30 protein-coding genes are annotated in these 25,820 nt (G+C 68.7%); 13 read left to right on the top strand and 17 right to left on the bottom strand.

The features are described 5' to 3' along the window. The 6 genes from WD271_11210 to WD271_11185 form a co-directional block, all read left to right on the top strand. On the top strand, positions 1 to 500 hold a 500-nt coding region (locus WD271_11210; GenBank protein ID MEX1008400.1), incomplete at its 5' end, for an SDR family oxidoreductase. A gap of 115 nt (positions 501 to 615) precedes the next feature. Further along, positions 616 to 867 carry an acyl carrier protein gene (gene acpP / locus WD271_11205; protein MEX1008399.1) on the top strand — a complete coding sequence of 84 codons (252 nt, stop codon included), beginning with the start codon at positions 616 to 618 and terminating at the stop codon, positions 865 to 867. After that, positions 864 to 2,138: a beta-ketoacyl-ACP synthase II gene (gene fabF, locus WD271_11200; GenBank protein ID MEX1008398.1), complete on the top strand. Its 1,275-nt coding sequence runs from the start codon at positions 864 to 866 to the stop codon at positions 2,136 to 2,138. The genes acpP and fabF overlap by 4 nt, the downstream gene beginning before the upstream one ends. After that, entirely contained in the window at positions 2,135 to 3,517 is a 1,383-nt protein-coding gene (locus WD271_11195) for a carboxyl transferase domain-containing protein (GenBank protein ID MEX1008397.1), read from the top strand. The genes fabF and WD271_11195 overlap by 4 nt, the downstream gene beginning before the upstream one ends. Before the next feature lie 22 nt (positions 3,518 to 3,539). Beyond that, positions 3,540 to 4,295 (top strand): enoyl-ACP reductase FabI, encoded by a 756-nt coding sequence (gene fabI, locus WD271_11190; protein MEX1008396.1) that lies wholly within the window; start codon positions 3,540 to 3,542, stop codon positions 4,293 to 4,295. A gap of 119 nt (positions 4,296 to 4,414) precedes the next feature. After that, the gene (locus WD271_11185; protein ID MEX1008395.1) at positions 4,415 to 4,777 is read left to right on the top strand and encodes a VOC family protein; all 363 of its coding nucleotides are present in this window, start codon (positions 4,415 to 4,417) and stop codon (positions 4,775 to 4,777) included. Between the two features lie 11 nt (positions 4,778 to 4,788). Here WD271_11185 and WD271_11180 read toward each other — a convergent pair whose 3' ends face one another. Further along, positions 4,789 to 5,061, bottom strand: coding sequence for a DUF3303 family protein (locus WD271_11180; GenBank protein MEX1008394.1), 273 nt, complete (start codon positions 5,059 to 5,061; stop codon positions 4,789 to 4,791). Between the two features lie 63 nt (positions 5,062 to 5,124). Continuing rightward, positions 5,125 to 5,592 (bottom strand): thioredoxin-dependent thiol peroxidase, encoded by a 468-nt coding sequence (bcp, locus tag WD271_11175; GenBank protein MEX1008393.1) that lies wholly within the window; start codon positions 5,590 to 5,592, stop codon positions 5,125 to 5,127. 62 nt (positions 5,593 to 5,654) lie between these two features. Between bcp and WD271_11170 the strand changes: the two genes are divergently transcribed. Beyond that, positions 5,655 to 7,217, top strand: coding sequence for an MFS transporter (locus tag WD271_11170; GenBank protein ID MEX1008392.1), 1,563 nt, complete (start codon positions 5,655 to 5,657; stop codon positions 7,215 to 7,217). On the opposite strand, the gene WD271_11165 is transcribed toward WD271_11170, so the two are convergent. From WD271_11165 to WD271_11155, 3 genes are read right to left on the bottom strand one after another with little or no spacing between them, the layout of a single operon-like run. Continuing rightward, entirely contained in the window at positions 7,214 to 7,606 is a 393-nt protein-coding gene (locus tag WD271_11165; protein MEX1008391.1) for a hypothetical protein, read from the bottom strand. The two genes, WD271_11170 and WD271_11165, sit on opposite strands and share 4 nt — an antisense overlap. Positions 7,607 to 7,644: 38 nt before the next feature. Then, positions 7,645 to 8,316 carry a zf-HC2 domain-containing protein gene (locus tag WD271_11160; GenBank protein ID MEX1008390.1) on the bottom strand — a complete coding sequence of 224 codons (672 nt, stop codon included), beginning with the start codon at positions 8,314 to 8,316 and terminating at the stop codon, positions 7,645 to 7,647. Further along, positions 8,313 to 8,873 (bottom strand): sigma-70 family RNA polymerase sigma factor, encoded by a 561-nt coding sequence (locus tag WD271_11155; protein ID MEX1008389.1) that lies wholly within the window; start codon positions 8,871 to 8,873, stop codon positions 8,313 to 8,315. The genes WD271_11160 and WD271_11155 overlap by 4 nt, the downstream gene beginning before the upstream one ends. 128 nt (positions 8,874 to 9,001) lie before the next feature. On the opposite strand from WD271_11155, the gene WD271_11150 reads away from it, so the two are divergent. Further along, positions 9,002 to 9,499, top strand: a complete 498-nt coding sequence (locus WD271_11150; GenBank protein MEX1008388.1) for a cupredoxin domain-containing protein — start codon at positions 9,002 to 9,004, stop codon at positions 9,497 to 9,499. 9 nt (positions 9,500 to 9,508) lie between these two features. Here WD271_11150 and WD271_11145 read toward each other — a convergent pair whose 3' ends face one another. From WD271_11145 to WD271_11125, 5 genes are read right to left on the bottom strand one after another with little or no spacing between them, the layout of a single operon-like run. Continuing rightward, entirely contained in the window at positions 9,509 to 9,850 is a 342-nt protein-coding gene (locus WD271_11145) for a hypothetical protein (protein ID MEX1008387.1), read from the bottom strand. Then, complete coding sequence (locus tag WD271_11140) at positions 9,843 to 10,904, bottom strand: DNA adenine methylase (protein ID MEX1008386.1); 1,062 nt, start codon at positions 10,902 to 10,904, stop codon at positions 9,843 to 9,845. Before WD271_11140 ends, WD271_11145 begins: the two co-directional genes overlap by 8 nt. Then, on the bottom strand, positions 10,901 to 11,695 hold the full coding sequence (gene trpA, locus WD271_11135) for a tryptophan synthase subunit alpha (GenBank protein ID MEX1008385.1): 795 nt from the start codon (positions 11,693 to 11,695) through the stop codon (positions 10,901 to 10,903). The genes WD271_11140 and trpA overlap by 4 nt, the downstream gene beginning before the upstream one ends. After that, positions 11,692 to 12,915, bottom strand: coding sequence for a tryptophan synthase subunit beta (trpB, locus tag WD271_11130; protein ID MEX1008384.1), 1,224 nt, complete (start codon positions 12,913 to 12,915; stop codon positions 11,692 to 11,694). Before trpB ends, trpA begins: the two co-directional genes overlap by 4 nt. A 10-nt stretch (positions 12,916 to 12,925) precedes the next feature. Next, positions 12,926 to 13,612 (bottom strand): phosphoribosylanthranilate isomerase, encoded by a 687-nt coding sequence (locus WD271_11125; GenBank protein ID MEX1008383.1) that lies wholly within the window; start codon positions 13,610 to 13,612, stop codon positions 12,926 to 12,928. Between the two features lie 53 nt (positions 13,613 to 13,665). Between WD271_11125 and WD271_11120 the strand changes: the two genes are divergently transcribed. Continuing rightward, complete coding sequence (locus WD271_11120) at positions 13,666 to 14,442, top strand: phosphatase PAP2 family protein (protein MEX1008382.1); 777 nt, start codon at positions 13,666 to 13,668, stop codon at positions 14,440 to 14,442. Here WD271_11120 and WD271_11115 read toward each other — a convergent pair. From WD271_11115 to trpC, 3 genes are read right to left on the bottom strand one after another with little or no spacing between them, the layout of a single operon-like run. After that, positions 14,403 to 15,653, bottom strand: a complete 1,251-nt coding sequence (locus WD271_11115) for a TrpB-like pyridoxal phosphate-dependent enzyme (GenBank protein MEX1008381.1) — start codon at positions 15,651 to 15,653, stop codon at positions 14,403 to 14,405. The genes WD271_11120 and WD271_11115 overlap by 40 nt on opposite strands. A 10-nt stretch (positions 15,654 to 15,663) precedes the next feature. Continuing rightward, positions 15,664 to 16,605 carry an aldo/keto reductase gene (locus tag WD271_11110; protein ID MEX1008380.1) on the bottom strand — a complete coding sequence of 314 codons (942 nt, stop codon included), beginning with the start codon at positions 16,603 to 16,605 and terminating at the stop codon, positions 15,664 to 15,666. Positions 16,606 to 16,614: 9 nt separating this feature from the next. Beyond that, a complete protein-coding gene (trpC, locus tag WD271_11105; protein ID MEX1008379.1) occupies positions 16,615 to 17,415 on the bottom strand; it encodes an indole-3-glycerol phosphate synthase TrpC in 801 nt (266 codons plus the stop codon). A gap of 89 nt (positions 17,416 to 17,504) precedes the next feature. Here trpC and WD271_11100 point away from each other — a divergent pair, with 89 nt between their 5' ends. Together WD271_11100 and WD271_11095 are read left to right on the top strand one after the other, a co-directional pair. Beyond that, the gene (locus tag WD271_11100) at positions 17,505 to 18,197 is read left to right on the top strand and encodes a response regulator transcription factor (GenBank protein MEX1008378.1); all 693 of its coding nucleotides are present in this window, start codon (positions 17,505 to 17,507) and stop codon (positions 18,195 to 18,197) included. Then, positions 18,194 to 19,675, top strand: coding sequence for a HAMP domain-containing sensor histidine kinase (locus WD271_11095; GenBank protein ID MEX1008377.1), 1,482 nt, complete (start codon positions 18,194 to 18,196; stop codon positions 19,673 to 19,675). The genes WD271_11100 and WD271_11095 overlap by 4 nt, the downstream gene beginning before the upstream one ends. Positions 19,676 to 19,685: 10 nt before the next feature. On the opposite strand, the gene WD271_11090 is transcribed toward WD271_11095, so the two are convergent. Next, positions 19,686 to 21,161 (bottom strand): methionine--tRNA ligase, encoded by a 1,476-nt coding sequence (locus WD271_11090; GenBank protein MEX1008376.1) that lies wholly within the window; start codon positions 21,159 to 21,161, stop codon positions 19,686 to 19,688. Between the two features lie 180 nt (positions 21,162 to 21,341). Here WD271_11090 and WD271_11085 point away from each other — a divergent pair, with 180 nt between their 5' ends. Beyond that, positions 21,342 to 21,815 carry a GNAT family N-acetyltransferase gene (locus WD271_11085; protein ID MEX1008375.1) on the top strand — a complete coding sequence of 158 codons (474 nt, stop codon included), beginning with the start codon at positions 21,342 to 21,344 and terminating at the stop codon, positions 21,813 to 21,815. Here the strand turns inward: WD271_11085 and WD271_11080 are convergent. Genes WD271_11080 through hisI form a run of 3 tightly spaced genes read right to left on the bottom strand, consistent with a single transcriptional unit; the run spans position 21,790 to position 24,638 of the window. Beyond that, a complete protein-coding gene (locus tag WD271_11080; protein ID MEX1008374.1) occupies positions 21,790 to 22,704 on the bottom strand; it encodes a hypothetical protein in 915 nt (304 codons plus the stop codon). The two genes, WD271_11085 and WD271_11080, sit on opposite strands and share 26 nt — an antisense overlap. Continuing rightward, positions 22,701 to 24,236, bottom strand: a complete 1,536-nt coding sequence (trpE, locus tag WD271_11075; protein MEX1008373.1) for an anthranilate synthase component I — start codon at positions 24,234 to 24,236, stop codon at positions 22,701 to 22,703. The genes WD271_11080 and trpE overlap by 4 nt, the downstream gene beginning before the upstream one ends. Before the next feature lie 6 nt (positions 24,237 to 24,242). Next, the gene (gene hisI / locus WD271_11070) at positions 24,243 to 24,638 is read right to left on the bottom strand and encodes a phosphoribosyl-AMP cyclohydrolase (GenBank protein MEX1008372.1); all 396 of its coding nucleotides are present in this window, start codon (positions 24,636 to 24,638) and stop codon (positions 24,243 to 24,245) included. 64 nt (positions 24,639 to 24,702) lie between these two features. On the opposite strand from hisI, the gene WD271_11065 reads away from it, so the two are divergent. After that, a partial coding sequence (locus WD271_11065) for an oligopeptidase B (GenBank protein ID MEX1008371.1) occupies positions 24,703 to 25,820 on the top strand: 1,118 nt, incomplete at its 3' end.

The raw sequence follows: 25,820 nt of genomic DNA, 5'->3' as shown, positions 1-25,820 counted from the left end.
TCGAGCTGCTCGTGAACAACGCCGGTATCACCGCTGACGGCCTTGTCATGCGGATGACCGACGAGCAGTGGGACTCGGTGCTGCGCACGAACCTCACCGGCGCCTTCCACACCATCCGGCGTGCCACTCCGAAGATGATGCGGGGCAGGTTCGGCCGAATCGTGAACGTGTCCTCGGTGAGCGGACAGACAGGACAAGCAGGCCAGGCCAACTACGCAGCGGCCAAGGCCGGCCTTCTCGGGCTCACCCGAGCGGTCGCCCGTGAGCTCGCCCCGCGGGGCATCACCTGCAACGTCGTGGCCCCCGGACCTATCGTGACCGCCATGACCGACGGCCTGCCCGACGACTGGCGCGACTGGGCCACCACCACGGTGCCCCTGGGGCGCCTGGGCAACCCCGACGAGGTGGGTGCGGTGATCGCTTTCCTGTGCTCCGACCCGGCCGGCTATGTCACGGGTGCGCTCGTTCCCGTCGACGGCGGGCTCGGGATGGGCCACTGACCGAACACCGCCAAGATCCGCAGCAGGCAAGATCCGCACCAGCCAAGATCCGCACCAGCCAAGATCCGTAGCAGCCAAAGATCCGCACCAGCCAAGATCCGGACCGGGAGGAATGATGGAACGTGAGGAGGCGCTCTCTGCGCTGCGAGAGGTCGCCGTCGAGGTGCTCAGCGTCGAGCCCGACGCCGTCGTCGAGACGGCCAAGTTCAAGGAAGACCTCGACGCCGACAGCCTCGACCTCGTCGAGCTCGTGATGGAGCTCGAGGAGCGGTTCGACATCCAGGTACCCGAAGAAGACCTCGAGAACGTCGCGACAGTCGGGAACGCCGTCGACCTGGTGATGGCCAAGGTCGACGCCAAGACATGACCCTCCCCGCGTTCCTCGACGCTCGCGGTCGACCTCGCGTCGCCGTCACCGGCCTCGGCGTGAAGACGCCAGCCGGTACCGACGTGGCGAACATGTGGGAGGCCGTGGTTGCGGCCGTCGAGTGCAGAGCGGCACCCATCGAGCGCTTCGACGCCTCGGAGCTCCCGGTGCGGTTCGCGGGGGAGGTGCGCGATTTCGACGCCACGGCCTACGTCGGGCCGAAGGAGGCCCGCCGCCAGGACCGCTTCACGCAGCTCGGCTTCGCGGCCGCGGTCGATGCGCTGGCCGACGCCGGCGAGCTCGGCGCCGACCCGAGCCGCTGCGCGGTGATCGCGGCCACGGGTGTCGGTGGCCTCGAGTCGATGGAGATCAATCAACAGACGTTCATGGAGCGTGGCGCGAGCCGCGTGAGCCCGTTCTTCGTCACGATGATGATGCCAAACGCGACCGCGGGCGCGATCTCGATCAACTTCGGTTGGACCGGCCCGAACATGTGCATCGCCACCGCCTGCGCGGCGGGAACCCACGCGATCGGCGAGGGCGCGCGACTTATTCGTGACGGCACGGCGGATGCCGTGGTCGCGGGTGGCGCCGAGGCGGGTGTCACACCCCTCACGATCTCCGCGTTCGCCCGCATGGGCGCGCTCAGCACGCGTAACGAAGATCCGCCGCGCGCGTCCCGCCCGTTCGACGCCGACCGCGACGGATTCGTGATGTCCGAAGGGGCGGCGTTCGTGATCCTCGAGCCGCTCGAGCGCGCACTCGCGAGGGGGGCCCGCGTGTACGGAACCGTGTCCGGCTACGGGCGAAACGCAGATGCGCACCACATCACCGCGCCGTCGCCCGGCGGTGCGGGCGCGGCCGCATGCATGCAGCTCGCACTCGACGACGCGGGCATCGTTTCCTCCGCGATCGGTCATGTGAACGCGCACGGCACGTCCACGCCGCTCAACGACGCGTCGGAGGCGGAAGCGTTGCGCAAGGTGTTCGGTGACCACTCTCCGCCGGTCACGTCCACCAAGGGCGTCACTGGTCACATGATCGGTGGCGCGGGTGCCGCGGAGGCGGTGATCGCGTTGCTGTCGTTGCGCGACGGGATCGTCCCGCCCACCGCCAACCTTCAGAAGATCGGCGACGAGATCGATCTCGACGTCGTGCACGGCGAGCCGCGCTCCATCGGGCGTGCCCCCGTGCTGTCGAACTCGTTCGGTTTCGGCGGCCACAACGCCACGCTGATCCTCTCGGCTCCGGATCCGAACCCCGGCGAGTGACCGAGCTCGGCACGCCGACGCCCGTCTTCGGGCACCGGAGCGATGCCGTCGAGGCTGCTCTCCGGGATCTCGACGGACGGCAGGTGAGCTGGTTCAGCCTCGACGGTGGCAAGCACCGAGGCGCGATCGGCACACCCGAAGGCCAGACCGTGGAGCGAGCGGTTCGCCTCGCGATCGCGCTCGGCATCCCCGTCGTCGGGCGCGTCGCGAGCTCCGGCGCCGACGTGAACGAGGGGGTCGCTGCGCTGCATGCGTGGGGTCGGGTGGCGAAGGCACTGTCCGACGCGTCGGGCGTGGTTCCGACCGTGCTCCTCCTCGTGGGGCCGGCCGTTTCGGGCCCCGCCCTCTTGCTCGGCATCGCCGACCACGTGATCATGACCGCGGACGCGTTCGCGTACGTCACCGGTCCCGACGTCGTCGTCGAGTTCACCGGCGTACCGATCGACCGCGACCGGCTCGGCGGTGCCTCGGTGCACCACCGGATCAGCGGTGTCGCCGCGATGCTCGTGCAGGACGAGGACGAAGCAGTGGTGGCGGCGTCGGCTTTGTTGTCGTACCTGCCGTCGAACCATCTCGAAGACCCACCCACGATCTCGTACGGCGATCCCGTCGACCGCGACTGCGCGCGCGCGGCCCAGGCTGTCCCCGCGCGCGCAGCGGCGTCCTACGACGTGCGCGATGTCGTCACCGACGTGCTCGATGACGAGTCGCTCCTCGAGCTGCGCCACGCGTACGCGCCGAGCATGGTGACCGCGCTCGGCCGGCTCGACGGGCACTCCGTCGGCATCATCGCCAACCAGCCGATGCACAACGCGGGAAGGATCGACACCGAGGCCGCGAGCAAGGCCGCGCGCTTCGTGCAGTGGTGCGACTGCTTCAACATACCGTTGATCACGTTCGTCGACACCAGTGGGTACGCGCCCGGCGCCGACCAAGAGTGGCGTGGCATCATCCGGCACGGCGCGGAGCTGCTCCACGCGTACGCCGCGTCCTCGGTCCCGCGCATGTGCGTCGTGCTGCGCAAGGCGTACGGCGGCGCGTACGTCGTCATGGATTCGCGTGGGCTCGGCACCGACTGGTGCATCGCGTGGCCCACCGCGGAGATCGCGGTGATGGGTGCACCGCCGGCCGTGAAGATCGTGCACCGGCGCCGGCTCTTGGCCATCGACGACGCCGAGGAGCGTGCCCGAGAGGAAGCTGCGCTCGCGATCCAGTACGAGGATCGGTTCCTGAACCCGTACGTCGCTGCGGAGCGCGGCTACGTCGACGATGTGATCGCCGCCACCGACACGCGGCGCGCGCTCGCGGCCGCGCTCGACCGACTGTTGACCAAGCGCGAGCACCGGCCGCGCCACCGCCACTCGAACACACCGCTCTAGTAGCGAGAAGGGGACGCCACGCATGCTGTTGGAGGGCAAGCGCATCCTGGTGACGGGCATCACCAACGAGTCGTCGCTGGCCTTCCCGGTTGCACGGATCGCACAGGAGCAAGGGGCCGAGGTGATCCTGAGCTCGTTCGGGCGCGTCATGAGCATCACGCGGCGCGCCGCGCGGCGGTTGCCGACGGAGCCGGAGATCGTCGAGCTCGACGTGAGCAACCAGGACGACCTCGACGCACTCGCTGCGAACGTTGGCGGCCGGCTCGACGGAGTGGTCCACTCGATCGCGTTCGCACCGGCATCGTGTCTCGGCGGTGGCTTCCTCGATGCGCCGTGGGAGGACGTCGCGATCGCCCTCCAAGTGTCGGCCTATTCCTTGAAGGCGCTGGCGGTAGCGGCGTTGCCGCTGATGACCGACGGAGGTTCGATCGTCGGCTTCGACTTCGACAGCACCCGCGCGTTCCCCGTCTACGACTGGATGGGCGTCGCGAAGTCGGCGCTGCAGTCGGTCACGCGCTTCCTGGCGCGCGATCTCGGGGCACAAGGGATCCGGGTGAACCTCGTGGCTGCCGGCCCGTCACGCAGTCTCGCCGCGCGCAGCATCCCCGGCTACGAGGTGTTCGAGGACATCTGGAACGAGCGCGCTCCGCTCGGCTGGGACACGCGTGACGCAGACCCCATCGCGAAAGCGTGCGTCGCGCTCCTGTCGGACTGGTTCCCCGCCACCACCGGCGAGATCGTCCACGTCGACGGCGGCTTCCACGCCATCGGCGCCTAATTATTCGCTCGCTCTCTGCGAGCCGGATACCCGGCTCGCGCCGTTCGCTCGCTGGCGAGCGGCTCGCTGCGCTCGCCGCCGCGTGCGCCGGACCCTTTTGCGGCGAGCACAATGAGGCTATGAACGTATTGGGTGCGAATCCGGTGCTCGCGGTTCACGATCTCGAGACGTCGGCGGAGTGGTACACGAGCGTGCTCGGATGCGAGCGCACCGATCCCGACCCCGGCAACTGGGTGTTCTGCCGAGCCGGCACCGTCAGGTTCATGGTCGGCCGGTGCCCCGACGCAGTCCCGGCGCGAGAAATCGGCGATCACAGTTACGTCGCGTACCTCGACGTCGACGACGTCGACGCGTTCTACGACCGAGCGGCGGCGGCGGGAGCGGACGTCATCAAGACACCACGGGACGAGCCGTGGGGCAAGCGCGAGATGGCACTGCGATCACCCGACGGACACCGGTTCATGCTCGGCGCGCCGATCTGAGCGGGCGCCACCTACTGGTACCTGGCCCCGAGGACTTCGCCGGCCTCGGCGTCCTCGACGACGGGCGTCGTCTGCAGCGGTAGGAATTCCGACCACTCGGCGATCCAGTCGTAGAGCGCCTTGGCGTCACTCGTTTCGACCACTGCGAAGCCCCCGCCGCTCATTCCGTGCCAGCGGCCGATCAAGTCCACTCCGGCGGGCGGCATCCCACCACCCTTGAGGAAGTTCGCAACCGTCGGTCGAAACGTCTCGTGTGGTAGCGACCAGGTGACCATGAACTTCATGGGATACGCCCCTTCGTTCAGGAGGACGGCCCTCGGCCAACCCTCGCCCCGTGCCGCGAGACACTACGGCAGCGAGAGCACGTCCGTCACTTTGGGAACCGTGTCCTTCGGGCTCACTTTGTAGAAGGCACCGGCGAGCTTGCCGTTCGCGTCGACGACGAACGCGGAGCGGATGATGCCCATGTACTTCCGGCCATAGTTCATCTTCTCGCCCCACACGCCGTACTTCTCGGCGACGGTGTGCTCGGTGTCGGCGAGCAGCGTGAACCCGAGCCCGTACCTGTCGTCGAACTTCAGCTGCTTGTCGGGTGCGTCCGGGCTGATGCCGATCACCTTCGCCTTCAACTTCTTCAGGTCAGGCTCGGCATCGCGCAGCGCGCACGACTGCGTCGTACACCCCGGGGTGTCGGCCTTCGGGTAGAAGTACACGACCACCTTCTTGCCCTTGAAGTCGGAGAGCTTCACCCTCTTGCCGTGCTGATCGGTGAGCGTGAACGCCGGTGCGCGGTTGCCGACCTCGAGTGTCGCCATAGGTGCTGATCCTCCTGTCGATGGTCGCTCGCTCCTGACCGCTTCGCCGTAGCATGCCGCATGTGCGGCGCTCCGTGCTCGTCACGATCGACGCGCAATCCGACGCCGTGTGCGCTGCACTCATTGCCGAGGCCGGCACGCTTGCCGGACCGTTCACCGCGGTGCCGTTCGAGGGTACGACGCTCGAAGCACGCGTCACACCGGTCGAAGGTGGTGCCACGACGCTCGCGCTCGAAGCACGCGGGAGCTACGTCGTGCCGTTCTTCGGGTGGTTCGTCGGGCTCCAGGCGAACCTCGCTGCACGAAGCGAGCTCCGCTACCTCGTCGATCGCGTGCGCGCGCACCTCGACGGCGCCGGGTCTCCGTCGCGTCCGCGCCGATGGCCCATCGTGCCCCCCGTACCCTTCACCACCGAGCAGGCCGCGCGCCTCGCGGCGCTCGCGCTGGTTGCACTCGTCGCCAACTTCTGCGGCGGGCTCCTCACGCAGAACGCCGACGCGGTCACCGATACCTTCCACAAGTCCGACGCCGCGCTCGGCTTCGCACTTGCGATCACCCGTTTCGGCGTACTGGTCTCGCTGGTCGTGATCGCGCTTGCGGATCGCTTCGGACGTCGCCGGCTGATCCTCGTCGCGCTCGCCGGCGCGTGTGTCGCCAACGCGATCTCCGGGCTGGCGCCGTCCTTCGAAGTGTTCACCGGCGCGCAGCTGTTCACGCGCGCGTTCGTGAACGCGTGCCTCGTCGTGGCCGGCATCGCCGCAGTGGAGGAAGCACCCGAGGGAGCCCGCGCGTTTGCGACCGCGATGTTCGCGCTCGCGTTGGGGGCGGGTATCGCGTTCACCGTCATCTTTCTCCCACTCGCCGATCTCGGCGACTACGGCTGGCGGATCTCGTTCCTGGTCAGTGCCGGCGCGCTCCTCGTCCTCCCTGTGATCGCGCGCCAGCTGCAGGAGACACGGCGCTACGTCACGCTCACCCGGCAAGCGGTGCGCCGCGGTCGGCTCCGCGAGGTGTTCGCGCCTGTCTATCGCGCGCGCTTCGTGCTGCTCGGCCTGGTGGCATTCCTCACGAACGTGTTCATCGCGCCGTCCTCACAGCTCACGAATCGCTACTTGACGCATGCGCACGACTTCTCGAACTCCGACGTGGCCGGGTTCCGCGCGATCACCCTGGGATTGCCAGGACTCATCGGCGTGCTGCTGGCCGGGCGGCTCGCCGAAACCCGCGGGCGCCGGCCGGTCACGATCGTGGGTCTGTTGCTCGCCACGGGCTTCCAGATGGCGTTCTTTCTCGCGAGCGGGGATGCGCTGCTCTGGATCGCGCCGACCATCGCGATCGTCGCCGCGGCGTGCGCCGGGCTCGCCCTCGGGACGCTCGACGCCGAACTGTTCCCGACCGAGGTACGCGGCACCTCGAACGGATTCCTGCTCGTGGCTGGAGTGGCCGGGTCGGCTGTCGGTCTCGTGCTCGCGACGCAGCTGCGCGACGTGATGGGCGGGCTCGGGCCGGCCATCGCCATCTGCGGAGTGCCGACGCTGATCGCCGCGGTGCTGCTCGTGCCGCGGCTACCCGAGACCGTCGCGCGCCGGCTCGACGACGTCAGCCCGACCGAGGCCGAGATCTAGATGCCGGAGCAGTTCGTACCGAGGTACGTCCCCCACGTGGTCAGCGCCTTCGAGAACTTCGCCCCACTCTTCCCGATCCTGCCGGCTGCCTCGACAGCGTTGTCGGCATTACCGATGTCGCCGTAGACGTCGGCGATGGTGTTCATCGCTGACTTGAGGCTCTTGGGACCTGTCTTCGCGGCCTTCCGGAACGCCTTCGACACAGCCTTGAACTCCTCGAAGTCGAAACGGTCGCCGCTCGGATCGATCTTTCTGAGTTCCTTGTTGAGCTTGTTCAGCGACTTGCAGGTCTTCGTCACGGCAGGCACCGACGCGTCCGCCGCCGACACGAGCAGCGTGAGGCCGCTCGCAGCCACCGCGACAGCAATGAACACCCGCAGCGTTCGCATCTCGTGCCCTCCGATCGACGATCCCGTCGACTGGAAGCCTACTCAGCCGTCTTGACGATCCCGCGACAGACCGGCGCGCCATTCGCGTCGACGAGCGAGATCGTGCTGCCCGCTCGCAATGCCACCCGGCTCGTTCCCGTCCACGAGCCGCGATCTTCCTTGACGGCCATTGTGCCGATCGTCACAGTCGTGCCCGTGCGCGGTTGCACGGCGATCGTGTACTTCCCGGACGGCACGCCGTAGTCGACCGCGACCGCGACGCCGTGCCCGTTGGTGATGTAGGCCCAGCCCGCGGGAAGGTCGCCCGCGCTCACCATGCGCACTTCCGCCGGCCGCACTTCGGCCGTCACGCTGCGCACGACGGCTCGTGGCGCATCGCCGCCGGCCTCCACGACTCGGACCACCGTGATGCTCACGATCGCGGCTGCCGCAGCCGCCACCGCGATGGACGCGACCCAGCGCCGCACGTTCCGTCGGTGCCGCGCGCGCCCCGCCCCGAGGACGCTCCGCTCGAATCCTGCCGGCGGCTCCAGCTCGGGGGCGAGCAGCAGGAGCGCATCGGCCGCTTCGGTGAGCTCGTTGACGAAGGCCTGGCAGCGCGCGCACTCGTTGACGTGGATGATCGCTTCCGCGCGCTCCGCTCCGCTGAGCGCACCGAGCGCGAGCTCGGGCGCGGCCTCACGCACCCGCGCGCACGAGTACGCGCTCATTCAGCACGCTCCTCGGTCACCAACACGACGCGCAGACGCTGCAGCGCGGTGCGAATCCGCGTCTTCGCGGTGCCGAGCGGGATGTCCTCGATCTCCCCGACCTCGCGCGCGGTGTACCCGAGCACGCCCGCGAGCACAATCGCCCGGCACTGCTCTTCGGGCAACCGCACCAGGGCGGCGCGGAGTCGCGCGGTGTCGTCGCCCAACTGGGCGAGGTCTTCGGGACTGCGCTCGCCGGATTCCCGGTCGAGTCCCATCAGAACCACCGGATCGAAGCTCGTGGGGCGCCGGATTCGTACCGCGTCGATCGCGAGATTGCGCGTGATCGTGAGCAGCCAGCCCACCACACTGCCCCGCCGAGGGTCGTAGGCCGCCGCGTGGCGCCAGGCACGCAGGAAGGCCTCCTGGGCGACGTCCTCCGCGGCGCGGTCGTCGGGGACGATCGTGCGGGCCAGCCCGAAGACGCGACGTTGGAAGCGCCGGACAAACGCCGACGCGGCATCCGGATCGCCGGCGGCAAGACCTGCCACCAGCGCGTCGTCCGAGACAGACCACATGGGTATCTACGGGGTCGGGAGATCGGAAGATTGCCGGGCCAGGGTACTCGGGCGATCGCGGCGCAATCCCGTGGGCGGTGTGGTCCGTAGACCAGCGGAGACAAGCCGGGGAAGAGTGGGAGGCGTCGATGAGGTCGATGAAGCGCATGCCGGTCGTGGCCGTGGTCACCGCCCTCGTGTTCGTGTTCGCCGGCGCGCCGGTATCGGCGAGCAGCAAGGCTCCGGTGAAGCTCGGGCAGAAGGTCACCGTCAAGGGCACGAAAGACGTGAGCTCGAAGTCGAGCGCCACGCTCGAAGAGAAGCTCGGCGACAAGTACTTCAACCCCACCTTCATCAAGGCGAAGGCCGGGGAGAAGATCACCTTCCAGGTCAAGAACAAGGGGAGCCTGCCCCACACGTTCACTTCTGACGACCTGTCGATCGACAAGCAGATCAACCCGGGCAAGTCGACGAAGTTCACCGTGACGGTCCCGAGCGACGGCGCAGTGTTCCAGTTCCACTGCCAGTACCACGAGACGAACGGCATGGTGGGCGCGGTGTACACGAAGGCCGGTGCGAGCGCGAGCAGCTCGTCGTCCGACTCCGGCACGAAGAGCTCCTCGAGCTCCGGTACCCCCGGCTACTGATCGACCGGGTTACGTCGCGCGCCGGAAGTTGTGGCCGAAGAAGCCGCCGCGCGGGCGCGCGTGCGCGTGATAGTGGTCGGGGATCTGCCGCATGTTGTCGTCGAGCCAGTGCTCGACGGTGAGCGTCTCGGCGGCGACCCGTGCGAGGTGCGCATGCATGTGCGCGAGGTGGTCGGGCGGCGGTTCCTTGCCGTGCGATCGCCACACGACCATCGGCACGTAGCAGACCTCGCACTCGGCGATCCAGCACACGTCGTCTTCGTGGAACCACGGCGTGATCCGCGCCGCTTCGCACAGGTCGCATCCGTCGACCTTGGCCACTCGTGCATCCTCCACTGGCGCGTCAGCCACTCGGAACCTCCTGCCGGGCCGCACCTGCGAGCCGATCGACCTCGCTCCGCTCACCGACGATCAGGACATACTCGCAGTTGCGCACGTGGGAGACCGTCCCGACGCGCTCGCCACGAGGATTGTGGATCCCGATCTGCGCACCGACATAGCGCTTCGAGTCGAAGCTCAGCACCTCGACCGCGCCGCGGACTCCGCACATCTCGCGCAACTCGTCGAGCGTCACCCACGACTCGTCGTTGTAGGACAAGACCAGGACGCGGGCGTGCACGTCGCGCACGACGGCCTGAAGCGCGTCGGGCATCGCGCGGCGCGCGCTGAACGCGGTCTTCGTCGACGACTCGCGCGCGTCGACGCGCTTGCAGGCGACGCCGTAGTGATCCGGCGCATCCCACGCCACCAACGTCTCCCACACGTGGTAGTTGGTGAAGTAGCGGTGCTGGTTGTACGGCGGGTCGAGATAGGCGAGGTCGAACTCCCCCACCGTTCCCGCGACGGCCAGCGCATCGGCACGCACCGCGTGCCCCGGGCCGGCGAGCAGTTCCGGTACGCGGAGTTCGAGCGGACGGTACGAGCGGGGCGCCCACTCCTTCACGTACGCCATCTGCACACCAGTCGTGGAGTCGACGCGGTCGGTCGCCTCGATCAGACTCGTGAGCAGGATCGGGCACAGCGGCGTATTCGCGTAATCACGCGCGATGGCGTCACGAATGGCATCGACGCGTGCGCCGTTGAACGGCTGGAAGAACCGCGCCTGTTCGCAGAACGTCGCCGTGAAGTAGCCGGCGTCGCCGGGAATCGACTGGAGGTGGGCCAACGCGTCGGCCAGGTCGTCCTTGTCGACCGTGGTGGCATCGGTTGCGATGTAGCACTGCGCGAACACCTCTGAGTAGCGCGCCGTGTCCACAGCAGTGACGCACGCGCCTCGTCGCTTGAAGGCCTGCGCAACGCGGGTAGTGCCGGTGAACAGGTCGAGCGCCGTGTGCGCGTTCGCTTCCTCGCAGATGCGGTCCAGCACCGGGACCAGGCGCCGCTTCGAACCGAGGTACTTGATCACCTGGTTGGCTGTGTCGATTGGTCGAGCGCGACGCGGAGCTCCCGAACGAATTCGTGGGCCGCGTCGGGGCCGCCGCCCTTCAGCACACGCGAGACAAGGGCACTCCCGACGATGACGCCGTCGGCGAACCGGCTCGCTTCTACCGCCTGCTCGGGGTTGGAGATACCGAGACCGAGCAACACCGGTTTGTCGGTGACCGCCTTGCACCGTTCACCCATCTCGTGAGCTTGCGAAGCGAGGTGATCGCGCTCGCCGGTGACGCCCATCAGCGTCACGCCGTACACGAAGCCGTGCGAGCGTTCACAAATGGCGCGGAGGCGATCGTCGGGCGTAGGAGGTGCGGCGAGGAGCACGGTTTCGACACCGGCGTCGTCCGCCGCGTCGCCCCACCCGTCGAGCTCGTCGAGTGGAAGGTCGGGCACGATGGCGCCGGAGATCCCGGCTCCCGCGAGCGCCGCCGCGAAGCGCCGGAAGCCCATGTGCGCGACCGGGTTGGTGTAGGTCATCACTGCGAGCGGAACCTCGAAATCGTCGGACGCGATCTCGGCGACGATGCCGGCAGGGGTCGCACCCCGCTCGAGCGCGCGCCGCGATGCCTCCTGGATGGTGACGCCGTCCATCACCGGATCGGAGAACGGGATACCGATCTCCACCGCGTCGGCGCCCGCGTCAGCGACCGCGTGCAAGACATCGAGCCAGTCGTCACCGAGGCCGCCGGTGACATACGGAACCAGCAGCTTGTGCCCGGCCTCGCGCCGGGCCCGCAGGTGCGCTTCGAGCGAAATGGTCACAGTCGTTCGCCGGTGAGCCGCTCGGCAATCAGGGCGACGTCCTTGTCGCCACGACCCGAGAGCGTGACCAGCACCGTGGAGCCTGCGGGCACGGCACGCCCCGATTCGCGCGCGAGCCATCCGATCGCGTGCGCGGGTTCGAGGGCAGGCACGATCCCCTCGGTGACCGACAGCAGCTGGAAACCCGCGACGGCTTCGTCGTCGGTGGCGAACGCGTACTCGGCGCGCCCGGTGGCCGCGAGCTCCGCATGCTCCGGACCGACACCCGGGTAGTCGAGCCCCGCGCTGATCGAGTGCGCCTCGAGAATCTGGCCGTCTTCGTCCTGGAGGAACAGCGACCGCGACCCGTGCAGCACTCCCGGCACGCCCCGGCTCACCGATGCCCCGTGCTGTCCCGACTCGAGGCCGTGACCGCCCGCTTCCACGCCCACGAGCCGCGCTGAGGTGTCGAGGAAGCCCGCGAACGTCCCAATCGCGTTCGAACCGCCACCGACACACGCGACGACGAGGTCGGGATCCGTGCCGAGGATGGCTCGGCACTGCTCCCGCGCTTCGTCGCCGACGACCCGTTGGAACTCGCGCACCATCCACGGGTACGGATGCGGGCCGACCACGGAGCCGATGCAGTAGTGGGTGGTGTCGACGGTGGCCACCCAGTCACGCAGTGCCTCGTTGATCGCGTCCTTGAGGGTCGCGCTCCCGCTCGTGACCGGCACGACGTCGGCACCAAGGCTCTGCATGCGGAACACGTTGAGCGCCTGACGTTCCACGTCGACCGCGCCCATGAACACCACGCAGTCGAGGCCGAAGAGCGCGGCCACAGTGGCAGTGGCGACTCCGTGCTGTCCGGCGCCCGTCTCCGCGATCACGCGCTGCTTCTGCATGCGCCGAGTGAGCAATGCCTGACCGAGCACGTTGTTGATCTTGTGCGAACCGGTATGCGTGAGATCTTCGCGCTTGAGCAACACGCGCAGTCCGAGCCGCTCGGAGAGACGGTGACACTCGGTGACCGGCGTAGGCCTGCCCGCATACGACGTGAGAAGCTCGGTGAGCTCGGCGCGGAACACCTCGCTGGCCCACGCCTCGCGGAAGTTGTGTTCGAGATCGATGAGCGCGGGCACGAGTGTTTCCGGTACGAAGCGCCCGCCGAACTCACCGAAGCGCCCGAGACCCGTGGGTTCGGGACCGGGCGGCTCGAGCGTCACGGGCGAGCCGCGCATCGGGGCGGCGTCAGACACCGTCGTCCATCCAGTCGTAGGGCACGGCGTTCGGATCGGGCACCCACGCGTCACCCGCCGAGAGCCCCTCGCCGGCCTCGCGCGCCGCCGTGATGAAGCTGCGGAGCTTCCGCGCATCCTTCTTGCCCGATCCCGGTGTGGTCTCGACACCGCTCGACACGTCGACGCCCCACGGCCGGACGCGCTTGATCGCCTGCGCGACGTTGCCCTGGTCCAAGCCACCCGCGAGCAGCAACCGGACCCCCGCGGGCACCGCGTCGGCGAGGGCCCAGTCGAACGTCGCCCCCGACCCGGGCTCGTCCGCGTCGACGAGCACGATGTCGACCGGACCGTTGCCGACCGCGGCAAGCGCGGGATCGTCGGCCGCGAATCCCTGGATCACGAACGGGACGCGGCGCCGAACCCAACGGATGTCCGACAACGGCTCCCGGCCGTGCAACTGCGCGCCGGAGAGGCCGAGCGTGTTCACGAGCTCGACCACACGCTCCTGGCGCTCGTCACGAAAGACACCGACCGTGATGACCCCGGGGGGTAGCCGATGCAAGATCTCTCCCACCGTGTCGGGGCTGACCTGCCGCGGGCTTCCCGGCACGAACATGAAACCCAGGGCGTCGGCACCCAGCGCGACGGAGAGCAGCGCGTCTTCCTCGTTGGTGATGCCGCAGATCTTCACCCACATCACGCTGGAGGGTACCGGAACGAATTCGGCACCCCGCGTACATTCATGCTCCGATGGACACCAGGCCGCCACCCGTTCGAACGTGGTCGCGCGCGGTGCTCGACTGGCTACCGGTCGTCGCGATCGTCGCCGCGTACGCAGTGCTGCACTCGCTCGCGGACACGATGGCGCCGGGCGCGCACGTCCAACCGCAGCTCGGTTTCGACGAATGGCTCTTCGGAGGCGCTGCGCCGACGGTACGTCTCCAGCGCGCGCTGTGGGACCACGGAGATCCGCATTGGTACGACTACACGACGTGGCTCGTGTACCTCAGCCACTTCGTGGTGACGCTGACGGTCGCGATCGTCCTCTGGATCGTGGACTACCCCGGCTTCCGCAAGTTCCGCGTCCTCATCGTCACCGTGACGTTCGCCGGCTTCGTCACCTACCTCGCGTACCCCGCGATCCCGCCGTGGCTGGCGAGCGTGCGTGGCGACATGCCGCACACGGTGCGGGTGGTGAAAGAAGTCTGGTCGCACCTGGGGCTGGCCGGGGTTGCGGAAGTCTTCGGCGAGAAGAGCCGCTACGCGTTCCCCGTGGGCGCGATCCCGTCGTTGCACGCGGCGTGGCCGTTCATGTTGACGCTGTTCTTCTGGCCGCGCGCGGGACGGTGGCGAGTCCTGCTGGTCGCGTACACGCTCGCGATGGCGTTCGCCCTCGTCTACACCGCCGACCACTTCGTCTTCGACATCCTGCTCGGCTGGGCCTACGCGACGATCGTCTACCTCGTCGCCCGTGCATTCTGGAGTCGTCAGGCGTCGAGCAGCCTGTGGTGGAGGAAGTCGTCGTAGGCGGAGAGGTCGAGCAGCCCGTGGCCGGAGAAGTTGAAGAGGATCACACGCTCCTCACCGACCTCCTTCGCCGCGAGCGCCTCGTCGATCACCGCGCGCACTGCGTGCCCGGTCTCGGGCGCGGGGATCTTGCCCTCGGCGCGAGCGAACTGCACGGCGGCCTCGAACGTCTTGCCCTGCGGGTACGCGATCGCCTCCATTCGCCCGCACTTCACCAGCGACGAGATGATCGGGGCGTCACCGTGGTAGCGCAGGCCACCGGCGTGGATCGTGGGCGGCACGAACTCGTGCCCGAGCGTGTACATGGCGAGCAGCGGCGTCATGCCCGCGGTGTCGCCGAAGTCGTACTCGAAGCGTCCCTCGGTGAGCGTGGGGCACGATGATGGCTCCACCGCGACGAGCCGGACATCGGAGTCGGGCACGAACGGCAGCGAGATGCCGCCGAGGTTCGACCCGCCACCGCAACATGCGATCACGACGTCGGGCTTCGACTCACCCGCGAGCGCGAGTTGCTCCTTCGCCTCGAGTCCGATCACGGTCTGGTGCAGGAGCACGTGATTGAGCACCGAGCCCAGCGAATAGTGCGTGTCGTCGCGCGTTGCCGCGTCCCGCACCGCGTCGCTGATCGCGAGGCCGAGCGAGCCGGGGTGGTCGGGCTGGTCGACGGGTGAGGGCACGACCTCGGCGCCCCACGTCTCCATGAGGATCTTGCGGTACGGCTTCTGTTCGTGCGAGGCGCGCACCATGTACACCTTGCAGTCGAGATCGAACTGGGAGCACGCGAACGCCAGGGCGGTGCCCCACTGACCCGCGCCGGTCTCGGTGGCAAGACGGGCCACGCCTTCGGCCTTGTTGTAGAACGCCTGTGGGACGGCGGTGTTGGGCTTGTGCGAGCCCGCCGGCGACACGGACTCGTCCTTGAAGTAGATGCGCGCCGGCGTGCCCAACGCGCGCTCGAGCCGTTCGGCTCGCACGAGCGGAGTGGGACGCCAGAGACGCAGGATGTCGAGCACCTCACCGGGCACGTCGATCCACGGCTCGGCCGACACCTCCTGGGCAATGAGTCCCATCGGGAAGAGCGGTGCGAGGTCGTCGGGTCCGATCGGTTCGTTCGTGGCCGGGTGGAGCGGCGGCTGCAACGGCTCCGGCATCACCGGCAGCACGTTGAACCATGCCGACGGGATCTGGTCGGGGCTGAGCTGGTAGCGCATCAGGACTCCTTCAGTTGCCCGAGAGGTGATCGAGGCGCCCGAACAGGTTACGGAGGCGTTCGAGGTCGGCGCGGGGGAGCGGCGGCCCGTTGATCGATCGCACGTTCTCCTCCAGGTGCTCGACGCTGCCCGTGCCCGTGAGGATCACGTGACAGCCCGGCTCGTGGCGTGAGTACCGATACGAAGCTTCCACGAGAGTTGCAGCGCCGCCGTCGTACACGAGGAACCCCAGCGGATCGTCGAGGTCGAGGTCGTGCGCGTCGACATGCCCGTCGTCGACGAGCCCACCGACGACACGAACGAGCTCTTCCGGACGGCTCAACACGCGGCGCACCGCGAACATCACCTCGATCGCGATGTCCTTCTCGCGGGTCACCGCAAACACGCGGTCGCGCGCGCTGGGGTTCAGAGGGTTGAACCCCACCATCATCACGTCCCAGCAGTCGTCCTCGACAGCTCGCTGCGCCATCGTGTGCCCGGGATCGGCCGCGAACCGCTCGGACACGGCGAGGAACCGGATGTGTCCCTCGCCGCGCAACCGTTGGAGTACCGGCACGAGCTCCGCGACGCAATAGTCGTACTCTTCGTCACCGACGCCGTGCAGGTGGTACACGTCGATCCAGTCGGTGTTCAGCTTCCGCAGCGAGGCCTGCACGGCTTCGCGCAAACCGGCTGCATCGAGCAATGCACCGTCGCGAGAGCGCGGCGACACCTTGGTCGAGATCACGACCTTGTCACGCTTGCGGCCGACGGCCTTTCCGACGATCTGCTCGGTCGCGTAGGCGTGCGCGGTGTCGATGTAGTTGATCCCGAGATCGAGCGCCCGACGGACCAGCGCGACCGACTCGTCCACGCTCGCGCCATACGACTGCCCGAGGCGGCTGTGCCCTCCGCAGCCGAGCCCCGCCACGCTGACCTCGACGCCTGTGCGGCCCAACACGACCGTATCCATGCGTGCGTTCTACCTTCTCCCGCGCGCGACCGACGCGAGCTCGCGCACGGTCGCGATGGGGTCGCCCGCCCTCACCAGCATCTCGCCGACGAGTACGCCGTCGAAGCCGGTGCTCGCCATCCGCACCGCGTCCTCGCGTGAGCGGATGGCACTCTCGGCAATCGCGATCACGTCGCGTGGGACGATCGAGACAAGCCGCTCCCCCACGCCGAGATCCTCGTCGAACGTGCCGAGGTCGCGCGCGTTCACCCCGACGATGTGCGCGCCCATGGCGAGGGCACGCTCCAGCTCCGCGCCGTCGTGGGCTTCGACGAGCACCGCGAGGCCGAGATCGACGGCGAGCGCGTGGAGATCGGCGAGGAGCGCGCCGTCGGGAAGCGCGGCAACGATGAGCAAGAGCGCGTCCGCGCCGATGGCACGCGTCTCGTACACCTGAACCTCGTCGACCACGAAGTCCTTGCGGAGCACCGGGAGCCCGCAGGCCCCACGGGCGTCGCGTAGATCGTCGACCGATCCCCCGAAGAACGGGCCGTCAGTGAGCACGGACAGGCATGCGGCGCCGCCTTCCGCATAAGCCGCCGCCGTGGCCGCGGGGTCGAGATCCGGAGCGAGCTCGCCCTTCGAAGGCGAGCGGCGCTTGATCTCGGCCACTACGGAGAGGTTGCCGCTCTCGGGTCGCAGCGCGCCCGCGAAGTCGCGCGGCGGGGGCGCCGTCAGCGCCGTGGACCGCAGCAGGTTCCGGACTTCCGGCCGGTGGAGCAAAGTGACCTCGTCGCGCTTGGCGGCGAGGATCTCGTCGAGCACGGTCATCAGGGGCCGAGTCTACGAACAGGGGGCTTCACCATTCGCTGACATCGGGCTCACACCCCGATCGTGCGCGGCGTGCGACGATGGAGACCATGGAACGGGGAACGATCCTCGTGGTCGACGACGAACCCAACATCGCAGATCTCGTCGACCTCTATCTCGCTCGTGAGGGCTACCGCGTGCTGCAGGCCGCGACCGGCGAGGCCGGCCTCGAGGCGGTGCGCACCCACCGCCCGCGTCTCGTGGTCCTCGACGTGGGTCTCCCCGACATCGACGGTCTCGAAGTGTGCAAGCGGCTCCGTCAGACGTCGCAGATCCCGGTGATCTTCCTCACCGCCCGCGACGGGGAGGTCGACCGGGTGCTCGGCCTCGAGCTGGGAGGCGACGACTACCTCACCAAGCCGTTCTCTCCTGCCGAGCTCGTCGCACGCGTGAAGGCCGTGCTCCGCCGTGTCGACGGCGGGCCGGCGCCCGAGGTCGTCCAGGCGGGCGACGCCGCGATCGACACCGGGCGACGCGAAGTCCGGATCCGCGACGAGCCCGTCGAGTTCACTACGAAGGAATTCGACCTCCTTCGCTACCTCGCAGAACGCCCGGGGCTCGCGCTGTCGCGCCAGCAGATTCTCGACGGCGTGTGGGGCTACGACTGGTTCGGCGACGCTCGCACGGTGGACGTGCACATCGCACAGGTGCGCAAGAAGCTCGGTGACGCCACAACGATCACCACGGTGCGCGGAGTCGGCTACCGCCTGGAGTCGCCGAGGCCCGCAAGCTCCACAGCGTGACGCGCCGCACGCATCGTCTTCGCGCGCGGTTCCTGGTCGCGATGGTCGCGATCGCGCTCGGCACACTTGTCGTGACCGCAGCCGTAACGGCGGGCCTCGCACGCCGAACCGCGACGAATGCCGCGCGCGACAGCCTCGCGACGCACACGCCGGTCGTCGCCGACGAGCTCAACCAGCTCATCAAGCTCCTTCCCGCGGCGCGGACCGCCGACAACGGCACCGCCGGCCGCCGCCAGATCCGGCGCATCCGCAGCATCGTGCAGACCACGTTGAGCGTGTCGGACGGCGCCATCGTCGCCATCGACGCCGACGGCAACGTGCGGGAGTTCCTCGGCGGTCTCCTCGGCGTCCCCGAGTCCGATGTCGCACTCCCCAACGGGGTCGACGTCGGAGACCTCGACGTCGCGACGCTTCAAGCCGGCAATACGCAGAGGGGGCGGAACGGCAACACCGTGCTCCAGGCCGAACCCCTCACCAAGGTGGGCTCGCTCACCCCGGTCGTCGTGCTCGCCGAGAAGGTGAACATCCGCCCCTTCGGTGACAGCAGCGGCGTGGTGCTCGGCGCCGCGGTATTGGCACTCGCCGTCGCCGCGCTCGTCGCGGCCTTCCTCGCGCGGCGCATGACCCGCCCGCTCGCGGCCATGGAGGCCACCGCTGGAAGCATCGCCGCGGGAGACCTCTCGGCGCGGGTCGACACCGAGCACCTCGCCGACGACGAGCTCGGGAGCCTGGCCAAGGCGATCAACTCGATGGCGGAGAAGCTCGACGCGTCGCGTGGTCACGAGCGCGCGTTCCTCCTGAGCGTCTCCCATGACCTGCGCACGCCACTCACGTCGATCCGGGGCTACGCCGAGGCGATGCTCGACGGCACCGTCGACGACCACGACGCGCAGCTCCGGGCAGCCGAGGTGATCGCGTCGGAGTCACGCCGGCTCGAACGGCTGGTCGCGGATCTGCTCGACCTCGCCCGCCTCGACACACACCAGTTCTCGCTCCGGCCCCAGCCCATCGACGCCCGCACGGTCGTCGAGGAAGGGGTCGACGCGTTCCGACCAGCGGCGACCGATCTCGGGCTCGCGCTCGAGTTCAACGGCCCACCCGATGCAGTGCGCGGATTCGCGGATCCGCAGCGGCTCGCGCAGATCGTCGCCAACCTCGTGGAGAATGCGCTGAAGTACGCAGCGGCCAGCGTCACCGTCGGAGTGCGCACGGTCGGAGACCGGATCGAGCTCCTCGTCGACGACGACGGGCCCGGCATCGCGCCGAACGACCTCCCGCACGTGTTCGAGCGGCTCTACACGTCGCGCACGGTGCCCGGCCGAGTGGTCGGCACCGGCATCGGGCTCGCCATCGTGCACGAGCTCGCGGCGACGATGGGCGGCGAGGCACACGTGGAGCCGATCGACACCGAGGGCACCCGTTTCGTCGTGACCATCCCCGCCGGCAGCCCGCCCGCAGCCGATCCGCCAGGCGCGTAGTGCGATCGGTTCACCGGTCTACCGTCACGCCCAGGGTTGGAACGAGGGGCTTCGGCGTTGGGAGTCGTCCGGAGTCGTCGGGCGTCAGCGCGGCGCACACGCGTGCGGCAGTGTCCGGCACGAACGGCGCCAGGAGCTCGCCGATCAGGCGCGCGCGGGCGACGAGCTCACCGAGCGCACTCGCGAGCTCGCTCGATCCACGCTCGAGCTTCCAGGGACGCGTCTCGTCGACCCTGCGGTTCGTCGCGTCGACCAGATCGCGCACCACCCCGACCGCGCGCCGGAAGTCGAAGTCGAGGAGCGCGGCCTCGATCCCGGCGTGCAGCGGCCCGGCATCGAGGGGCGGGCAAACGGGAGACCTTCCGTCGCCCAATCGGTGCACCATCGTCACGATTCGGTGCACGAGGTTGCCCACGCCGTGCGCGAGGTCCTCGTCCGACCGCGCCGCCACGCGCTCGACGGTGAAGTCGGCATCCGAGGTGCGCGGCACGTCGCGCAGGAGCCACCACCGCAGCGCGTCGGTCCCCACCTGTTCCACCACCACAACGGGATCGATCGCGTTGCCACTCGACTTCGAAAGCTTCTCGCCACCAGCAGTGAGGTACGGGTGAACGAAGATCTTCGTCGGCAACGGCTCGCCCGCCGACAACAGCATCGCCGGCCAGTACACGGCGTGGAACCGCACGATCCCCTTGCCGATCACGTGCACGCGCTCGTCCGCATCTCGCCACCAGTGATCGAACGCGTGACTACCCTCCCCGTAGTCGAGAGCCGTGATGTAGTTCGCCAACGCGTCCCACCACACATAGATCACCTGCGTCGGGTCGTCGGGAACCGGGAGCCCCCACCCACGCGCACGCGCCTGCGAGCGCGAGACGCTGATGTCGTCGAGCCCACCTGCGAGGAAGGCCAGCACCTCGTTGCGATACGTGTCGGGCACGATCTCGAGCTCGCCACGCTCGATCAATTGGACGAGCTGGTCCTGATATCGCGACAATCGGAAGAACCAGTTCTCTTCTCCGACGATCTCGGTGCGCGTGCCGTGCTCCGGGCAACAGCCGTCGACCAGCTCGGACTCTGCGTAAAACTGCTCGCACCCGACGCAGTACGGGCCTTCGTACCATCGCCGGTACAAGTCGTCGCGTGCTTCGCCGGCGCGCCACAAACGTTCGACGCCGGGAGCGTGACGCGGGTCGCGGCTCGTCCGGATGAAATCGTCGAACGTGATGCGCAGCGGCTCGCGTAATCCTTCGAACGCGGCGGCATTCCGGTCGACGAACTCCTGTGTCGACACACCCTCGGATTCGGCACCGAGCACGTTCTTCAACGCGTGATCGTCGGTTCCACCGAGCAAGCGCACCTCGTGACCGGCGGCACGGCGATGGCGCGCCAGCACATCGGCTTCGACGAGCTCGAGCGCGTACCCCACGTGCGGTCGCGCGTTCACATACGGGATCGACACGGTGATGTAGCTGCGGCGGGTCATCGAGCCTCCTCTTGGTGTCCTGGCTTGTCACGCCCGGGACCGGAGGCTCGGATCACGAGGCCCCGGACTCCCGGGACCTCGGCAACGTGCTACGTACGCGCGCTCAGCCGTCGCCCCATGCAGGGGCGCATCATCACAATGGCGAAACGAGTGGAACGCACCGCCGTAGCCTACCCGGCTGTGAAATCCGGCGTACCCGAGATAGTCACCGTCCGTGCCGCGACGGTGGACGACATCCCCGCGGTGCTCGCGCTCTGGACGGCGGCCACCACCGAACCGAGCGTCACCGACGACGAGGAAGGCGTCCGTGCGCTGCTCCGCGTCGACCCCGAGTCGTTGTTGCTCGCCATCGAAGGTGAAGGCGAGGGCGACGGCGAGGCGATCGTCGGCACCGTCATTGCGTCGTGGGACGGCTGGCGGGGCGCGATGTACCGGCTCGCGGTGCAGCCATCACACCGACGTCGCGGGATCGCGGCGATGCTCGTGGAGCACGGCGAACGCCGGCTCCACGCATTGGGCGCGCGCCGGTTCCATCTCATCGTCCTTCCGGACGAAGCCGCCGCGAACGCGTTCTGGACCGCGGCGGGCTACGAGCGACAGGACGACCGGCTGCGCTACGTGAAGACGTTCAGCCCGGCGGGGCGGCTTCTCTGAGCGACCGGATCACCGCTCGCGCGCTCCCGCCGTCCCAGTGAAGGTCGACGGTCGCGGGAGGTTCCACCTCGCGGCGCACGTAGCCGAGCGCGCCCGTGGGCACCTCGGACGCGGCGACGCTCGTGAGCGCGCCGACGATCTTGCCGTCGACCACCACCTCCGCGCCGCGCGCGGGCCAATCGCCCTCGATCGTGGTGAACCGGCGCAGGAACCGGTTGACGTGGCCGCGGCTGTCGATGCGGCACACCAGCTCCTGACCGAGGAAGCAGCCCTTGGTGAAGGAGACCGCGTCGTGCTCCAGCTCGGCTTCCTGGGGGATCGTCTTGTCGTCGATGTCGAACGGCTGCACGGGAATGCCCTGCTCGATCCGCCATGCCTCGTACGCGACAGGACCGACCGTTGTCCATACATCGGGCGACAGAGCGGAGCGGACCTGCTCGACCGATGCTGCGGGGCCCAGGATGTCAACGCCATGCGCGGTGCGCACGGTACGTGTACCCGCGTCGGCGACGTGTTCAGTGCGGCCGATCACCGACAGCATCCCGAACTCGTCGGAGCGGTCGACCACCTCGGCCTTGACGCGGATACGGAACCGGTCGAGCGAGGCCTTCAGCTGCGCGCCGAAGCCAGGCTCGCAGTCGAGCCACAGGTCGTCACCGACGACGAGGAGCCGGAACGCGACGTCGAGCTTGCCCTGAGGTGTGAGGAGCAGCGAGGGCGCGCCCATGCCGTCCTCGAGCGGGTCGAGGTCGGCCGACACCAGCGCCTGCAGGAACGAGCGCGCGTCCTCACCCGTGACGAGGACGAAGCCGCGATCCGAGCGGTCGACGACCGCCGCGCCGGTGTGGAGGGCATCGAGCTGTTCCCGGTGGTGCATGCGGTCGTTCATGCGGTACCCGAGGATCCGAGGGGCGCGAGGCCTCGCGCCGCGGCTGCTGCCGTGAGCAACGCCCGCGCCTTGTTGTGACATTCCAGATCTTCGTCGGCGGCGATCGAATCGGCGACGATTCCCGCGCCCGCTTCCACGCTCGCCTGGCCGTCGCGCCACACCATGGTGCGGATCGCGATCGCAGTGTCGAGGTTGCCCGAGAAGTCGACGTAGCCGACCACTCCGGCGTAGGGCCCGCGCTTGGTGGGCTCGAGGTCGTCGATGATCTCCATCGCGCGCACCTTGGGCGCGCCGCTGACCGTGCCCGCGGGGAACGTTGCGCGCAGCACGTCGACCGCGTGCTTGCCCTCGGCAAGCTCACCGACGACCTGGCTCGTGAGGTGCATCACGTGCGAGTACTTCTCCAGCACCATGAGCTCCTCGATCTGCTCGGTACCGAAACGCACGACGCGGCCGACGTCGTTGCGGGCGAGGTCGACGAGCATCACGTGCTCGGCGCGCTCCTTCGGGTGCTCCGAGAGCTCGGCGGCCATCCGGCGATCGTCGGCTTCGGTGCGCCCACGCCGCCGGGTCCCGGCGATCGGCCGGCTGATCACGCGACCGTCGAGGAGCTGCACCAGCGGCTCCGGTGACGAACCGACCAGCGTGACCTCGGGATGGCGGACGAAGTACATGTAGGGCGACGGGTTGACCTGGCGCAGCACGCGGTACACGTCGAACGGGTCGAAGTGCCCGCTGAGGTCGAAGCGCTGCGCGAGCACCACCTGGAAGATGTCGCCCGCGAGGATGTGCTCACGCGCCGCGTCGACGGCCGCGTGGTACATACCCGATCCCATCGTCGACGAGAACTCCGGTAGCTCGTCGAGCTCTCGGGCCGGCGGCGGCGACGGCACGTAGGGCAACGGTCGCGCCAGCTCCTCCACGCGCGCCGAGAGGCGCACCGCCGCGTCGTCGTACGCGGTCGAGGCCACCGCATCTCCCGCCCCAGGTTCGAGGAACACGTTCTCGATCAGATAGAGACGCTGACGGAAGTGGTCGAAGGCGGTGACATGGCCGGTGACCGAGAGCACCGCGTCGGGGGTGCCGCGGTCGTCGGTGGGTACGTTGGGGAGTCGCTCGATCTCGCGCACCACGTCGTAGCCGAGGTAGCCGACGACACCACCGTGGAACGGCGGCAACTCCGCGAGTTGCGGCGCGCGGTACGCGGCGAGCAGCGCTTCGAGTGCCGCGAGCGCGCCGTCGTTCGTGGGCACACCGGGCGGTGGAGTGCCGTACAGCTCGACCGATCGTCCGCGTGCCACCATCGTGAGCACCGGATCGCGTCCGATGAACGAGAACCGCCCCCAGCGCTCCGCGTGCTCGACCGACTCGAGGAGAAAACCCGGCGCGTCGTGTTCGGCAGCGCCGACCAGCTTCACGAACGCCGAGACCGGCGTTTCGAGGTCGGCCAGCACCTCGCGCCACACCGGTACGACGGTGTGGCCGCGCGCCAGCGCGACGAACTCCTCACGCGACGGCCGGATGGTGGTCATCCGGGCTCAGACCGGCCCGGGTGCGGCGCCGCTGCCGAAGGCTCGGAAGAAGCAACTGCGCTGTTTCGTGTGGCACGCGCCGTCGCCTTCCTGCTCGACCACGAAGAGGAGAACGTCGACGTCGCAGTCGTAACGCGCCTCACGCACCCACTGACGGTCGCCTGACGTCTCGCCCTTGCACCAGTAGTCCTGCTTGCTCCGGCTCCAGAACCACGTGCGGCCGGTGGCGAGGGTGCGTCGGAGGGCTTCCTCGTTCATCCAGCCGAGCATGAGCACCTGGTTGGTGCCCTCCTCCTGCACGATGGCGGGGACGAGGCCGTTGGCGTCGTACTCGACGTACGAGAGCTCCTCTTCGGTGGCTTCTATCGGCGTGGCCTCGATCGGCCGTGCTGCGGGCTCCATGGACGATCGAGCGTACTCCCGGTGCCGACGATCCTTCTGCGAGAATCCCCCGGTGCGAGATCCGGTGCCAGCTCTGACGCCCCCCGTCGCGCCTGCGCGCCCCACCACATTGCTTCACCGCGGCGACGAGCGCATCGACCCGTGGTTCTGGCTGCGGGAACGCGACGACCCCGATGTGCTCGCATACCTCGAAGCGGAGAACGCGTACACCCGCGCATCGCTCGAACACACAGATGCGCTGCGCGACCGCTTGTACGCGGAGATCGTCGCTCGAGTCCGGGAGACCGACGCGTCGGCGCCGGTGCGCCGCGGCGACTTCGAGTACTTCGTGCGCACACTTCAGGGCCGGCAGTACAACGTGCACTGCCGGCGCGCTGCGGGCACACCGGGTCTCCCGGATCCGGGTGCACCGCCCGGGCGTACGCCCGGTGAAGCAGTCGTCCTCGACGAGAACGAGCTCGCACACGGACACGACTACTTCGCCGTGGGCGATCTCGAGATGAACCCCGCGCAGACCGTCGCCGCGTACACCACCGACTCGACGGGCGGCGAACGCTACGACCTGCGCTTCCGTTCGCTCGACACGGGTGCCGATCTCGACGACGTGGTGCCCGACGTGTACTACAGCCTCGCCTGGGCGAACGACGAGCGAACCGTGTTCTTCACCCGGCCCGATGACGCCATGCGCCCTTGGCAGGTGTGGCGGCACACGCTCGGGACACCAGTCGAGTCGGACGTGCTCGTATACCAAGAAGACGACGACCGCTTCTACGTCTCCGTAGAACGCGCGCGCACGGGACGATTTCTCTTCGCACACTCCGCGTCGAAGATCACGAGCGAAGTGCGCCTCGTCGACGCCGACGACCCCACGTCCGAACCGCGCGTCGTCGAGCCGCGGGTGCAGGGTCACGAGTACCACGTCGAGCACCACGAGGGGCTCGACAATGTTGGTCGTCTCTTCGTGCTCACGAACGCCGACGGCGCCGAGAACTTCGCGCTCATGGTCACGCCCACGGATGCGCCGTCGCGCTCGAACTGGACAACGGTGCTCGCGCACCGGCCGAGCGTCCGTCTCGACGACGTCGACGCGTTCGAGTGCCACCTGGCCGTCTCCGAGCGCAGCGAGGGCCTCGAGCGGCTGCGGGTGCTCAGCCTCGGCGACGACGGTACCGTCGCCGGCCC

The organism is Acidimicrobiia bacterium, assembly GCA_040880805.1.
Lineage (GTDB): Bacteria > Actinomycetota > Acidimicrobiia > IMCC26256 > DASPTH01 > DASPTH01.
The sequence above is the reverse complement of the archived record's forward strand: the minus strand, read 5'-3'. Positions and strand labels throughout refer to the sequence as shown.

Coding starts and splice junctions, on each gene's coding strand:
- trpB (MEX1008384.1), bottom strand. CDS start 12,915: ATGCGCGGCTCGCCCGTGACGCTCGAGCCGCCCGGTCCCGAACCCACG.
- WD271_11185 (MEX1008395.1), top strand. CDS start 4,415: ATGAACGTATTGGGTGCGAATCCGGTGCTCGCGGTTCACGATCTCGAG.
- WD271_11120 (MEX1008382.1), top strand. CDS start 13,666: ATGGACACCAGGCCGCCACCCGTTCGAACGTGGTCGCGCGCGGTGCTC.
- WD271_11155 (MEX1008389.1), bottom strand. CDS start 8,873: ATGTGGTCTGTCTCGGACGACGCGCTGGTGGCAGGTCTTGCCGCCGGC.
- trpE (MEX1008373.1), bottom strand. CDS start 24,236: ATGACCACCATCCGGCCGTCGCGTGAGGAGTTCGTCGCGCTGGCGCGC.
- WD271_11180 (MEX1008394.1), bottom strand. CDS start 5,061: ATGAAGTTCATGGTCACCTGGTCGCTACCACACGAGACGTTTCGACCG.
- trpC (MEX1008379.1), bottom strand. CDS start 17,415: ATGACCGTGCTCGACGAGATCCTCGCCGCCAAGCGCGACGAGGTCACT.
- WD271_11165 (MEX1008391.1), bottom strand. CDS start 7,606: ATGCGAACGCTGCGGGTGTTCATTGCTGTCGCGGTGGCTGCGAGCGGC.
- WD271_11110 (MEX1008380.1), bottom strand. CDS start 16,605: ATGGATACGGTCGTGTTGGGCCGCACAGGCGTCGAGGTCAGCGTGGCG.
- WD271_11080 (MEX1008374.1), bottom strand. CDS start 22,704: ATGAACGACCGCATGCACCACCGGGAACAGCTCGATGCCCTCCACACC.
- WD271_11090 (MEX1008376.1), bottom strand. CDS start 21,161: ATGACCCGCCGCAGCTACATCACCGTGTCGATCCCGTATGTGAACGCG.
- bcp (MEX1008393.1), bottom strand. CDS start 5,592: ATGGCGACACTCGAGGTCGGCAACCGCGCACCGGCGTTCACGCTCACC.
- fabF (MEX1008398.1), top strand. CDS start 864: ATGACCCTCCCCGCGTTCCTCGACGCTCGCGGTCGACCTCGCGTCGCC.
- hisI (MEX1008372.1), bottom strand. CDS start 24,638: ATGGAGCCCGCAGCACGGCCGATCGAGGCCACGCCGATAGAAGCCACC.
- WD271_11115 (MEX1008381.1), bottom strand. CDS start 15,653: ATGCGCTACCAGCTCAGCCCCGACCAGATCCCGTCGGCATGGTTCAAC.
- WD271_11125 (MEX1008383.1), bottom strand. CDS start 13,612: ATGTGGGTGAAGATCTGCGGCATCACCAACGAGGAAGACGCGCTGCTC.
- WD271_11100 (MEX1008378.1), top strand. CDS start 17,505: ATGGAACGGGGAACGATCCTCGTGGTCGACGACGAACCCAACATCGCA.
- WD271_11160 (MEX1008390.1), bottom strand. CDS start 8,316: ATGAGCGCGTACTCGTGCGCGCGGGTGCGTGAGGCCGCGCCCGAGCTC.
- WD271_11150 (MEX1008388.1), top strand. CDS start 9,002: ATGAGGTCGATGAAGCGCATGCCGGTCGTGGCCGTGGTCACCGCCCTC.
- acpP (MEX1008399.1), top strand. CDS start 616: ATGGAACGTGAGGAGGCGCTCTCTGCGCTGCGAGAGGTCGCCGTCGAG.
- fabI (MEX1008396.1), top strand. CDS start 3,540: ATGCTGTTGGAGGGCAAGCGCATCCTGGTGACGGGCATCACCAACGAG.